We start from the raw sequence: 12,161 nt of genomic DNA on the forward strand, positions 1-12,161 counted from the left end.
CCGGTCCTTGCCGCCTGTTCACTTAGCGGCTGACGATATCAGCGGATATGCCATAATCATAGCCGACAGCAACAAAGGGCGAGTTCGATACCTTGTTCCAGGACGTGGTCGATGTCCGCGATTTCTACCAGACGCCGCTCGGCAAGGTGACGCGCCAGCTGCTCCGGGCGCGCATCCGCTCCATGTGGCCGGACATGCGCGGCCAATCGCTGCTGGGCCTGGGCTTTGCGATACCTTTCCTGCAGCCCTTTCGCGAGGAGGCCGAGCGCGTCATCGCCATCATGCCCGCAGGCCAGGGTGTCGTGCATTGGCCCAGCGACGAGCCCAATCTGACAGCACTCGCCGACGAGACCGAACTGCCGCTGCAGGATTATTCCGTCGACCGCATCCTGATGGTGCATGGGCTCGAAGGCTCGGACCATCCGGGCGACATGCTGCGCGAAGCCTGGCGTGTTCTGGCCGGCGGCGGGCGATTGTTGCTGGTTGTTCCCAACCGCCGCAGCCTCTGGGCGCAGCTGGAATCGACGCCGTTCGGTTTCGGCCAGCCTTATTCTGCAGGCCAGGCTTCGCGCCTCCTGCGCAATCATTCCTTCACGCCGCTCAGGACCGAACGCAGTCTCTTCTTCCTGCCCTTCCGCAACCGCTCGTGGCTGCGGGCCGCTGGCGGTTGGGAAGTGTTCGCGCGGCACGCCCTTCCCGGCCTTGCCGGCTGCATCCTTATCGAGGCGACCAAGCAGGTTTATGGCGCCATACCGGTGAAGCGCGCACGCCGGCAGATGCCGGCGATGGTGCCGGTACCGGCCACTGCCGCAACGCGCGGCCTCTCACGCGATAGCAGCGACGCGTCTCAATAAGCAGCGGCTTGGCCGCGGCTCCGGCGCCGCGCTTGTGCCACGATCACCGCAGCGACGCCGATCACGACCGCCAGCGTCACGTAATGCGCGGGGGCCAGCGGGTCGGCCTGCGTCAGCAGCGAGACCAGCAAGGGTGTGACACCGCCGAACACGGCGTAGGCGACATTGTACGAGAATGAAATGCCGCTGAAGCGCACCGCCGCCGGGAAGGCGCGCACCATCACGACCGGCACGGCGGCGATGGTGCCGACGCAGAAGCCGGTCAGCGCATAGAGCGGCAGCAGCCATTCGGGCGCTGCGGCAACACCGAGATAGAGTAGATAGCCGCTCCCGACGAGTGCCACACCGCCCACCAGCATCACGCGGGCCGGGCCGAACCGATCGCTTGCCGCACCCACCAGCACGCAGGCGATGCTCAGGGTCAATGTCGCCGCCGAATTGGCCGGCAATGTATCGGCCGGCAGGAAGCCGTGCAGCTTCTGCAGCAGGGTCGGCGTCATCAGGATGAAAACGACGATGCCGGCGGTCAGCGTCCAGGTCGCCAGCGCCGAAACGATCACCGCAGGCGCATGGTCGCGCAAGACAGCCTTCACCGGCAGCACGTCGCTCAAAGCTTTCTGCGCGCGAATTTCCTGGAAGACGGGCGTCTCTTCCAGATAGCGGCGCAGGTAAACTGCAACCAGGCCGAAGATGCCGCCGGCAATGAACGGAATGCGCCAGGCAAAGGCGCTGATCTCTTCCGGCAGGTAAAAGCGGTTGATACCGGTCGCGACCAAGGACCCCAGCAGGATGCCGGCGGTGAGGCCGCAGGTGAGAAGACCGCAGGCGAAGCCGATACGGTTCGCCGGCACATGCTCGGCGACGAACACCCAGGCGCCCGGCACCTCGCCGCCGATCGCGGCTCCCTGCATGATGCGCATGATCAGCAGCAGAAGCGGTGCCGCATAACCGATCGCGGCATAGGTCGGCAGCAGGCCCACCAGCAAGGTCGGCACCGCCATCAGGAAGACCGACAGGGCGAACATGCGCTTGCGGCCGAACAGATCGCCGAAATGCGCCATGATGATTCCGCCGAGCGGCCGCGCCAGATAACCGGCGGCAAAAATGCCGAAGGATTGCAGCTGCCGCAGCCAGTCCGGCATGTCCGGCGGAAAGAACAGCTGGCCGATCACGGCGGTGAAGAAGACGAAGATGATGAAATCGTAGAACTCAAGCGCGCCCCCGAGGGCGGCAAGGCTCAGCGTTTTCACGTCCTGGCCCGACAGGGGCCGATGCTGGTTCATGATGGTCTCGTGCGGAAAGGCGATGGATGAAATCGGCCGCACTATAGTTGCCGCATTGCAGCGACGAGCTTTGCATTTCCTGCAACGGCGTCTGTGCCCGAAGCAGGATCGTTGCGTGCCTATGCCGCAGGCCGCGCGATGAGGCTGCTCGACAAGGTCTCCATCAGCGCCTCCTTGAGGCGCGCCGTGGCCGGTGGCGGCGTGTCGGCACCGACATGGAGAAAGAGGTCGATGGGCTGCCGCATCGCAGGCAGGCCGCTGGCCCCGTCCAGCAATTTGAGCCGCGCCGGCAATCCTTCCGCCGTCCGCGGCGTGACGCCGAGCCCCGCTTCGACGGCGGCAAAGAGGCCGGCGAGGCTCGGGCTCGTGAAGGCGATGCGCCAGGGCATGCCGGCAGCATCCAACGCCTCGATCGCCCGCGCCCGGAAGGTACAGGGTTGCTTGAAGGCGATGAGTGGCACGGGCTGGCCCGGCTGCAAGGCAAAATCCGCGGCACCGATCCAGCGCAGCGGAATCTCGGCCACTTTCTGCCGCCGCGGGCTCGGATAATCGCCCCAGCACAGGGCCAGATCGAGCTCACCCTTCGAGACCGCCTCAGCCATGTTGGCGCCGCGGTCGACCAGCACATCGACCTTGATCTGCGGATGCGCACGGGCAAAGCGGCCGAGCAGAATGGGCAGCCAGCTTTCGGCGAAATCCTGCACCAAACCCAATCGCACCCAGCCTTCGACGGCGACGCCGCGCGTGGCGGCCACCGCCTCGTCGTTCAGCTCCAGCATGCGCTTGGCATAGGAGAGCAGAATCTCGCCGGGCGGGGTCAAAGCGAGGCCGCGCCCCTCCTTCTTGAGAAGCGTTTCACCGACCTGATCCTCAAGCTTTTTGAGCTGCAGGCTGATCGCCGATTGCGACCGGCCGAGGCGCTCGGCGGCCTTGGCGAAGCTCCCCAGCTCGGTCCCGGTGACGAAGCTGCGCAGCACATCCATGTCCAGATTGGTCAGCTGCATCGTGCTGTTTTTCAAAAGTATCTGTTAAGAACTACCAATTTTTCAAAACGATCCTTGAGGATTACATCGGAATCGTCAACCCGAAAACACCCCGAAAGGCAGGTTTTGATGTCCGATTTCACCCTTCAGCAGCTCACCCCGCGGCAGCACGAGGTGGGTCTTGGCCCGTCGATCGCCGCCGCCCTCATCGTCGCGGCCATCGTCCTCACCGCCCTGAAGCTGTCGACCGATACCCCGCAGGGGCAGCCGCTCCTCATTCCCCAGGATGCCGCCGCCTGGTCGGGCTTTACGGCCTGATGAGTTCGATGGGGTTGGGGGCGATGTCGATCGCGGCGGGGAGATATCCCAGCACGTCGCCATCGCCCTGAACCGGGTCTTTCTCCGGTCCGGAAATAGCAATTTTCCGAGCTGTCACAATGCGATAGCCGTCGGCACGCGGCAGGCGGCCAAGGCCCAGCGCCAAGGCGTAGCGCAGCATATGAAGGGCGCCCTTCCGCTCGAAGAGGCAGACTTCGAAGCTGGGCGCGGTGAGATCCGCCTTCGGCGCCACCACATGGCGGCCCCCATAAAAGCGACCCTTGGCAACGATCACCGAGGCCGCCGCGACCGGTGCCGCATCGTCGAGCGCGACACTGTAGGTCGGAAAACCGAAACGAAACAATTGCTTGGCAGCACCCCAGAGATAGGCGCCCTTGCCGATGCGGCGCTTCAGGGCGACGTCGAGTTCCGCCACCACATGCGCGTCGACCCCCACCCCCGCCATCAGCGTGAAGGCCCGGCCATTCGCCCGGCCGATATGAATGAGCTTCGATTTCCGCGCATCGATGGCGGCGGCGATGGCGTCCGGGGTCACTTTGAGGCCGATTTCGGCGGCCAGCACGTTGGCGGTGCCCATCGGGATGATGGCGAGGCGCGGCGGGGTCGTGGTGCCGGCAATGAGGCCGTTGATCGCCTCGCCGATGGTGCCGTCGCCACCGGCGACCGCGAGCAGGTCCGGCCGCAATTCCGCTGGCAGATCAGCCACTTCGCGCGCCATCCGCTCGGCATCGCCCCGCGCCCGCGTGGGCTTGAGCTCGATCTCCCAGCCGCGCGCGGTCAGGCGATCGCATACATCCTCGAGGGTGATGCGGCGGCGCCGGCCGGCGATGGGATTGAAGATGATGGCGATTCGGGCTGTCACGGCGGCGACCCTAGAACATCCGCCGCCCGCCCGCCAATCGCCCCTGCCCGCCAATCGCCAGAGTCGATCAAAACATTAAAATCCATCGACAAAATCGATTGTCGGTTCACCCTATACGCGGCCGTTCCGATGCCCTATAAGCACGCCCTTACCGCTGTTTGGGGACGGGGTCGCGTTGACTCTGGCCGAGGCTTTCTTTATATAGCCGCGCCAAACCGCAACTGATTGAATTCTTGGAGAATACCCGTGAAACGTACCTATCAGCCCAGCAAGCTGGTCCGTAAGCGCCGTCATGGCTTCCGTTCGCGCATGGCGACTGCCGGCGGCCAGAAGGTCCTCTCGGCGCGCCGGGCCAAGGGCCGCAAGCGTCTCAGCGCCTAACCGGCGCTGACGGCCTTGTCGCCACACGCTCATCAAAGCTCAAGCACCGCACGATGACCCGCCTCGGCCGCCTGAAACGGCGTGCCGAATTCCTGGCCGCCGCCGCTGCGAACCGCAAATGGGTGGCGCCAGGCCTGGTCCTTCAAGCGCGCGCTGATGCGCGCGCCGATCGCCCTTCGGACATCGACATCCGCCTTGGTTTCACCGCCAGCCGCAAGGTCGGCAACGCGGTGAAGCGCAACCGCGCGCGCCGGCGCCTGAAGGCCGTCGCCGCCGAGGTGCTCAAAGACGTGCCGCAGGCGCAGCAACCGACCGATCTGGTGCTGATCGCGCGCCCCGCCACGGTGGTGCGGGACTATAAGGCGCTGAAGGAAGATTTCCGCCGCGGCCTCAAGAAACTGGGCGTCGGCGCGTCATGAGCGCCGCCTCGCGCCAACGCGGATGGCGGCTTGTCGGCATCCTGCCGATCCGCCTATACCAACTGACCCTTTCCGGCTTCGTCGGATTCCATTGCCGCTATCAGCCGACCTGCTCGGCCTACGGCATCGAAGCCATCGAGCGGCACGGCCTGATCAAGGGCCTGGCGCTCACCCTGCGGCGCCTCATGCGCTGCCACCCCTGGGGCGGCAGCGGCTATGACCCGGTGCCGCAGCAAGAAGATCACGCTCATAGCGACGCCTGCGGCCACGGGGCCGCGCGCGTGCACCACTAACCAACCTCTTTTCGCCCTAACCTCTATCTCTGGGACCAGATCGCCGCCATGACGCCGCAGACGGACAAGAAGAACATGATCATCGCCATCGCCTTGTCGGCGGCGATCATCTTCGGCTGGCAGTTCTTTTACGAAATGCCGCGCCAGGAAAAGCTGCGCGCCGCGCATGAGGCGGCCCAGGCGGAACTGGCACAACAGCAGGCGGCGAGCGGCAACCAGACGACGACGGCCCCCGCCACGACGGGCAGCAATGCCGCCACGGCAACGGCGCCGGGCGACGCCAACGTCGCCCAGCAATTGCCGCGCGAGCAGGCCCTGGTCCAGAGCCCGCGCGTCGCCATCGACGCGCCGAAGCTCAAAGGCTCGGTCGCCTTGAAGGGCGGGCGCATCGACGACCTCGTCCTCAAGAACTATCGCGAGACCATCGAGGCCGACAGCCCGAACGTGGTGCTGCTGACGCCGGCCAACAGCGAGCATGGCTATATCGCCGAGACCGGCTGGGTCGCCGGCAATGGCGTGGCGGTTCCGGGGCCCGAAACGATCTGGCAGGCGCAAGGCAGCACGCTGACGCCGCAATCGCCGCTGACCCTCACCTGGAACAATGGCGCGGGCCTGACCTTCACCCGCAAGATCTCGATCGACGACGGCTACATGTTCAAGGTCGAGGATTCGGTCGCCAACAATGGTGCCGCCGCCGCTTCGCTCGCCCCCTATTCGCGCGTCGTGCGCTTTGGCCTGCCGCCGCATCCCAGCCAGACCTATGTGCTGCATGAAGGGCCGATGGGCGTCTTCGACGGTACGCTCAATGAAGAGAAGTACGGCTCGGTCAAGAGCCACGCCGAGGATGCCGACGCGGGTGAATCGAAATCGATCAACTTCACCAGCACCGGCGGCTGGCTCGGCATCTCGGACAAATATTGGATGGTCGCGGAAGTGGCCCCGACCGATGCCAAGATCAACGCGCGCTATCTCTACGAACCGAAATTCGATTCCTATCAGGCCGACTACACCGCCGAGATGCGCGACGTCGCGGCGGGTGCGAGCGCCAGCTTCACCCACCAGCTCTTTGCCGGCGCCAAGGAAGTGAAGCTGCTGGAGGATTACCGCGACAATCTGGGCATTCCGCTGTTCGAGCGCGCGGTCGATTTCGGCTGGTTCTTCTTCCTCACCAAGCCGCTGCACGCCTTCCTCGACTGGATCGTGCGCTATATCGGCAATATGGGTGTGGCCATCCTGATCCTCACCGTCTGCGTCAAGGCGGTGATGTTCCCGCTCGCCAACAAATCCTACGCCTCCATGAACAAGATGAAGGCGCTGCAGCCCAAGATGGCCGAACTGAAGGAACAGTATGGCGAGGACAAGGCGCGCTTCCAGCAGGAGATGATGGCCCTTTACAAGAAGGAGAAGGTCAATCCGGCGGCAGGGTGCCTCCCCATCGTCGTGCAGATCCCGGTCTTCTACGCGCTCTATAAAGTGCTCTATGTCACCATCGACATGCGCCAGGCGCCGTTCTTCGGCTGGATCCATGACCTTTCGATGCCGGACCCGACCACCTTCCTCAACCTGTTCGGCCTCATCCCGTGGGATCCGCATCTCTATTTCACGATGCCGATCGTCGGCAGCATCCTGCACCTCGTCTCGATCGGCGTCTGGCCGCTGATCATGGGCTTCACTATGTGGGCCCAGATGCGCCTCAACCCGACGCCGCCCGATCCCGTGCAGGCCAAGATGTTCGCGCTGATGCCGTTCGTCTTCACCTTCATGCTGGGCTCGATGCCGGCCGGTCTCGTCATCTATTGGGCCTGGAACAACACGCTGTCCATCGCCCAGCAGCGCTACATCATGTACCGCCACGGCACGACGCCGCCCAAGCAACCCAAACAGGCCAAAAAGGCCTGACGCGGACAGCGGATCGGATATCGTGAGCGGCGAACGCAAAGCGGGCGAAAGATCACCGGGCGACAAGCTCTTCCACAAGGAGTGCAAGTTCGTCGCCGGGGCGATGACGCTTGAACAATTGCCGCCGATGGGTCCCATCGAAGTGGCCTTCGCCGGCCGCTCGAATGTGGGAAAGTCGAGCCTCGTCAACGCGCTCACGGGGCGCAAGACGCTGGCCCGCGTCTCGCAGACGCCGGGGCGTACGCAGCAGCTCAACTTCTTCGACCTCGACGGCGTCCTGGTCCTGGTCGACATGCCGGGCCACGGCTATGCCAAAGTCGGCAAGGCGAAGAAGGCGGAATGGTCGGAACTGATCGAGGGCTATGTGCGCGGCCGTGCGAACTTGCGCCGCGTGATGCTGCTCATCGACGCCCGCCACGGCTATAAGGAAAGCGATATCGAGCTCATGAATCTGCTCGACCGCTTCGCCCTTTCCTATCAGGTGGTGATGACCAAGGCCGACACGCTGAAGCCCGGTCCCCTTGAGACCAACCGCCAGAAGTTCCTGGACCAGATCAAGCGCCGCCCGGCGGCGCACCCCGAGATCCTGGTCACGAGCGCCGAAGAAGGTGCTGGCTTGAGCGACGTGCGCGACGCGCTGGCAACGCTGGCCGAGCAGGGGTAAGGGCGGGCGCAACCTTGCGGCCCCAACTGAGGCCAATTGCGGAACAGATTCGGCTTCCGAGCAGATGGGCCCAGGGGCCCTGGTAACTATAGCCCTCCCCGACCACTTTGCTCATCAATCAGACGCAAAGCCTCTCTAACAATGATCGGATATGCTTCAACTGCGGACTGACCGGGCGACAGGTGTGGATCATAGAGCAACTGTACCAATTGCCCTTCTAGTCGCGATATCTCCTCGAGAGTGAGCTGGGTCGACGAAGGTGATTGCCCAAGCAGCAGATCCGCGTTGATGCCAATTTGTCTCAAGTAGGCCACTTTGATACATTTCAATTGCTCATCGATACCTGCCGAAGAATCTATTAACGTCACTCCGGATTTGATTATCGAACTGCTGTTGATGGCCAAGTAGTCGGTGCAGGACGAGCCATTGCGCGTCGCAAGCCAACGCCTTGTTGCCGGCTCGCTACCCCCAAAGAACTTTTCGGATAGAAGGCGTAATATTTTCTGAGATTCTCCGCGTGACGAATCATCAAATACGATCCAGTAGTTCGATGCGGTAAGAGAAATAGAAGGCGCCTCCTCTGGTCCTCCATTTGCAGCAACGAAAGCAGAGACGATCTCCAGTTCGGTATCCAAGCTGGTTTCCAAAGAAGGACTCAGTTTGTCACGTACCAAGATGAAGAGTTCGATCCTTTCATCTCTTCTGCGAATCTTAGCGGGCTCGTCATTGTTGAGAGGCCTCCAAATTAAGCTGGGCAAAACCATTGCAAGATTATGAAACCACTCGACGCCATCTTCAGAAAGCCTCGCGTACCGAGACCTGATGATCGGATCAGATAGAACGGACTGAAGAACATCCGGTGTAGTGGGTTGCACCTCTTGCGCAACGCTAGGGCCATTGGTCGTTGCGAGGCTGGTACCGAGCACCGCCGCGATCGCGACAAAATATGTACGTAGTGCTGCGCCTAAAGTTGAGTGACTAGAGCGGATCGGAGACAGAGCCAAATTCCTTCTTTCGTGACAATGAGCAATCGCGACATGGGTCTTTCAGCGTCGAGCAAGACGAGGACGGGGTCGGCAAAATCGGGGTCAGAGTGTGATTTTCGTTCGTCACGTCATGCCCGGGCGTGACCCGGGCATCAGCCGGCAACTGATAGACATAGCCCAGTCGAACCCGATCCCCGGGTCACGCCCGGGGATGACGCAAAAGAAATCTCGCTCTGACCCCGATTTCCCCTCTGACCCCGATTTCCCGCTCTGACCCCGATTTCCCGACCCAATAGGCGTTCGCCCCCAGTCAGGTGCGTTCTGCCTAATGGGTCATTGTGGCGTCGACAAAAGTTCCCGTCAGTGCAGCAGCGGCGCCAGCGATCAGCGTTAGCGCGCCACCGCGCCATTCGAATATACCGAATGCGGGAGGTGCGTCTGATCGCGAAGAGGAGGGAGCATTGGTTCCGGCACCGTACACTACCACTAGCTCCTCATTGTCAACGACCACGCCAAAGTAAGTTGGCTTTGCAATGAACCGAGGCAACTGCTGATCCCTACTCCCATTGCAACCCTCGCAGGCATCGCCAAGCGACAGACGGACAATGGCAGGGTCGGGAATCTGGTCAGCAATAGAACCTGCCCCCTCACTTCCGCCGCGAAGATATTTCAATATGCCGAGTAGTTCTTTGTGATCTGCGCTTGGTGCATGGCGTCGAAGCACTTTCTGAACCTGCTCAAATTCAATCCCATCTTTCAAGGCTTGTTCCAGTTCTCGAATGACAGCTTCAATACCCAAGTGATGCGCCGATGTTCTGTGACCACGACGCCAGATAAATGACAGCTCGTCCTTGAAATTGACTCTTACCTGACAACTGGCATTTTCGGTTGACGGCAGTCCGCTTAGCGGCATCGGCACAAGCAGGTACGAATGCTGCAGAAGCGCATAATCAATTTCCATACGGACGAAGAGCGGAACCACTCCCGCGCCGTCATCGTAAATTTCGAAGCCTTGGCCGCAGGAACAGGTTGCGTCATCTCCGCAGCCAGACGCCTTCCCACTCAAGAATGAGCTATAGTCAGACCTGAGCGAAAGTTCCTCGTTGTTGACCGCGAATACAACCGGCCAGTTACATTGCATCGATCCTACGACTTTGTTCGCGATCACTAGGTTCTTCGAACTTTTGTAGATGGTCACATCTGAGAAAGGCGCCTTGTAATCGATCTCAGAGAGTGCGGCGAGGTCGTTCTCATTCAAACGGAATTGGCCAAAAGGGTTATCGGCATCCATGACGCTTAGTGGGTCTATGGGTTCTTTCAGCTTCAGTGCGTCGTATATGAAGCCAAAACCATCCCCGTCTTTGGACTTGCTATTGAAACCGCTCGCCGAACTCTTCAGCTTTGCGATGAGCGAGACGCATGCGGAGGATTCATCATTCGCTGTTGCCGGCCCAACCCAGCTTGAGAAGACGAGGGCGATTCCGGATAGATAGATCATTCTGGTCAGCATGCGCCGCATTCCATAGTTTGGCGAAATCATCACTCCCTCGCCGCCTCATAGGGTCGAAATCGGGGCTACGAAATCAGGGCCTGAGTGCGATCATTACTCGGGGCAGCAGCCTCGCCTGTCGTTGATCGTCTTGCACGTTGCGTAGGCGACGAGTGGGGAGCGGAAGCGGGCAAGAATCAGGCTCTGGCCCCGAGTTCCATACTAGTTTCCGATTTTGAACCACTTGACTTCCACGTCTCGACGGTCGCTGAGGAACGCTCCAAGGCATGCGACCCGCTCGAGCGTCCCGGGCTTGTTACCGGCCTTGTTCAAGCCAACGAAGATTGTCGTGATATTGCACGGGCTGGCGTTCGGGGGGAGCACAGCATCTGCAATATTCGCTGTTACGGGGGTAAAGAAGAGTTCGTAACTACTGCAGAGATTCAAATGTGATTTGTCTTTGACAATGACCGGGGGAGCTTGAGCAAGTACCAAGCGCACTTCTTCCCATAAATCGAGACAATCGCTTTCAGATGGATCAACCTTCGTAAAAATAGTTGTCACCCGAAGCTCAGCGCCTCTAGACTCTAGATCCACGGTTGATCCATGGAAAGTTATGTCATCGCTCCATCTATTTGTGCGCAAACTAAGATTGATCGATGCTGCAGCAATATCGAGCATAGTTGCCGGTCTCATGCCGACCTGGTCATAGAATGTGTTCTCTTGAGCCTGTCCGCATTGGGGATAGGCAGCACTTGAGACAATCAAGGTGAGAACTGTCGCCACCGACCGTAATCTGCCGACGAGTGCGAGCACGGGAGGCAAAATTCTGTGTAGCAAGTTGCGCATATCGGCTTCTTTCTGAATTTGCTTTTGACGTAACGATCCAAATCTCGGTCAGAGTGCGATTTTCGTTCTTCACGTCATGCCCGGGCGTGACCCGGGCATCAGCCGGCAACTGATAGACATAGCCCAGTCGAACCCGATCCCCGGGTCACGCCCGGGGATGACGATAAAAGGGCAGCACAAAAGAAATCTCACTCTGACCCCGATTTCGTCCCTTAGATACCTAATGCATCCCTCGCTAGTGGCGAATCTAATAAGATGTTTTCCCCCAGAATCCGGGCAAACTGTTCGAATCCCTCTCTATCCTCCTGAACTTTCTTTCGAGGAAGTCGAACTGAAGTATAGAGCTGCTTCTCGGCCTGATTTGGGAATATCCGGTAAATAGACAGGGTTCCAGCACTATCTATTTCGATCAAATGACTGTGCGCTATCGCGCTATCTGACATGGCTAATTGTTCCAGATATTAAGGGGAGGAAGTGACCTTCCAGTGGGCGATGGAGGAAAAGAATTGGGGTCAGAGTGCGATTTTCGTTCATCACAATGCGCGTTGCCCAATGGAAGTCCGCCTCGGATTTTCGAGAGTGTGTCCTCGATAGTCGTAACGATCGCAATCGCCTTCGCGTTTTTCATAAGCTGATCGTCACCCCAACAGAGAAGCGCGCACGTTTCATGATTTGCACAATTTATCGGTGCACATATTCTCGTCAAGGCATACGGGTCTCGGTCGGATAGAAATGCGCGGGTGGTTGGCCTGCGCCGACCATGAATTTGAGGAACTGGGCCTGAGCACCGGGAAGGTTGCGGTGCCGTCTTGGGAGGCCCCGTCACTCGCCTCCTCACCCTGACCCTCTCCCGCGAAGGG

The 12,161-nt window shown here is 60.6% G+C and carries 13 protein-coding genes; 7 read left to right on the top strand and 6 right to left on the bottom strand.

Features of this window, described 5'->3' with window-relative positions:
* The first annotated feature begins 92 nt into the window (after positions 1-92).
* On the top strand, positions 93-854 hold the full coding sequence (locus tag ACE3PP_RS19955; RefSeq protein ID WP_374385043.1) for a methyltransferase domain-containing protein: 762 nt from the start codon (positions 93-95) through the stop codon (positions 852-854).
* On the opposite strand, the gene ACE3PP_RS19960 is transcribed toward ACE3PP_RS19955, so the two are convergent.
* Positions 848-2,137: an MFS transporter gene (locus ACE3PP_RS19960; RefSeq protein WP_374385044.1), complete on the bottom strand. Its 1,290-nt coding sequence runs from the start codon at positions 2,135-2,137 to the stop codon at positions 848-850. The genes ACE3PP_RS19955 and ACE3PP_RS19960 overlap by 7 nt on opposite strands.
* Positions 2,138-2,256: 119 nt before the next feature.
* Positions 2,257-3,141, bottom strand: coding sequence for a LysR substrate-binding domain-containing protein (locus ACE3PP_RS19965; protein ID WP_374385045.1), 885 nt, complete (start codon positions 3,139-3,141; stop codon positions 2,257-2,259).
* Positions 3,142-3,249: 108 nt separating this feature from the next.
* Between ACE3PP_RS19965 and ACE3PP_RS19970 the strand changes: the two genes are divergently transcribed.
* The gene (locus ACE3PP_RS19970; protein WP_374385046.1) at positions 3,250-3,438 is read left to right on the top strand and encodes a hypothetical protein; all 189 of its coding nucleotides are present in this window, start codon (positions 3,250-3,252) and stop codon (positions 3,436-3,438) included.
* On the opposite strand, the gene ACE3PP_RS19975 is transcribed toward ACE3PP_RS19970, so the two are convergent.
* A complete protein-coding gene (locus ACE3PP_RS19975; RefSeq protein ID WP_374385047.1) occupies positions 3,428-4,321 on the bottom strand; it encodes a diacylglycerol kinase family protein in 894 nt (297 codons plus the stop codon). The two genes, ACE3PP_RS19970 and ACE3PP_RS19975, sit on opposite strands and share 11 nt — an antisense overlap.
* 246 nt (positions 4,322-4,567) lie before the next feature.
* Here ACE3PP_RS19975 and rpmH point away from each other — a divergent pair, with 246 nt between their 5' ends.
* The 5 genes from rpmH to yihA are packed head-to-tail and all read left to right on the top strand — an operon-like array spanning position 4,568 to position 7,977.
* A complete protein-coding gene (gene rpmH / locus ACE3PP_RS19980; RefSeq protein WP_374385048.1) occupies positions 4,568-4,702 on the top strand; it encodes a 50S ribosomal protein L34 in 135 nt (44 codons plus the stop codon).
* A gap of 53 nt (positions 4,703-4,755) precedes the next feature.
* Positions 4,756-5,121: a ribonuclease P protein component gene (gene rnpA, locus ACE3PP_RS19985; RefSeq protein ID WP_374385049.1), complete on the top strand. Its 366-nt coding sequence runs from the start codon at positions 4,756-4,758 to the stop codon at positions 5,119-5,121.
* Positions 5,118-5,414: a membrane protein insertion efficiency factor YidD gene (gene yidD / locus ACE3PP_RS19990; RefSeq protein ID WP_374385051.1), complete on the top strand. Its 297-nt coding sequence runs from the start codon at positions 5,118-5,120 to the stop codon at positions 5,412-5,414. Before rnpA ends, yidD begins: the two co-directional genes overlap by 4 nt.
* Positions 5,415-5,462: 48 nt before the next feature.
* Entirely contained in the window at positions 5,463-7,313 is a 1,851-nt protein-coding gene (yidC, locus tag ACE3PP_RS19995; protein WP_374385052.1) for a membrane protein insertase YidC, read from the top strand.
* A 22-nt stretch (positions 7,314-7,335) separates the two neighbouring features.
* Positions 7,336-7,977, top strand: coding sequence for a ribosome biogenesis GTP-binding protein YihA/YsxC (gene yihA, locus ACE3PP_RS20000; RefSeq protein WP_374385053.1), 642 nt, complete (start codon positions 7,336-7,338; stop codon positions 7,975-7,977).
* Between the two features lie 86 nt (positions 7,978-8,063).
* On the opposite strand, the gene ACE3PP_RS20005 is transcribed toward yihA, so the two are convergent.
* The 3 genes from ACE3PP_RS20005 to ACE3PP_RS20015 all read right to left on the bottom strand — a co-directional run bounded on the left by ACE3PP_RS20005 (position 8,064) and on the right by ACE3PP_RS20015 (position 11,238).
* A complete protein-coding gene (locus ACE3PP_RS20005) occupies positions 8,064-8,612 on the bottom strand; it encodes a hypothetical protein (RefSeq protein ID WP_374385054.1) in 549 nt (182 codons plus the stop codon).
* Between the two features lie 676 nt (positions 8,613-9,288).
* Positions 9,289-10,473: a hypothetical protein gene (locus ACE3PP_RS20010; RefSeq protein ID WP_374385055.1), complete on the bottom strand. Its 1,185-nt coding sequence runs from the start codon at positions 10,471-10,473 to the stop codon at positions 9,289-9,291.
* Positions 10,474-10,674: 201 nt separating this feature from the next.
* On the bottom strand, positions 10,675-11,238 hold the full coding sequence (locus ACE3PP_RS20015; protein ID WP_374385056.1) for a hypothetical protein: 564 nt from the start codon (positions 11,236-11,238) through the stop codon (positions 10,675-10,677).
* Between the last annotated feature and the right edge of the window lie 923 nt (positions 11,239-12,161).

The organism is Dongia sp., assembly GCF_041910485.1.
In the GTDB taxonomy this organism is placed as follows: domain Bacteria; phylum Pseudomonadota; class Alphaproteobacteria; order Dongiales; family Dongiaceae; genus Dongia.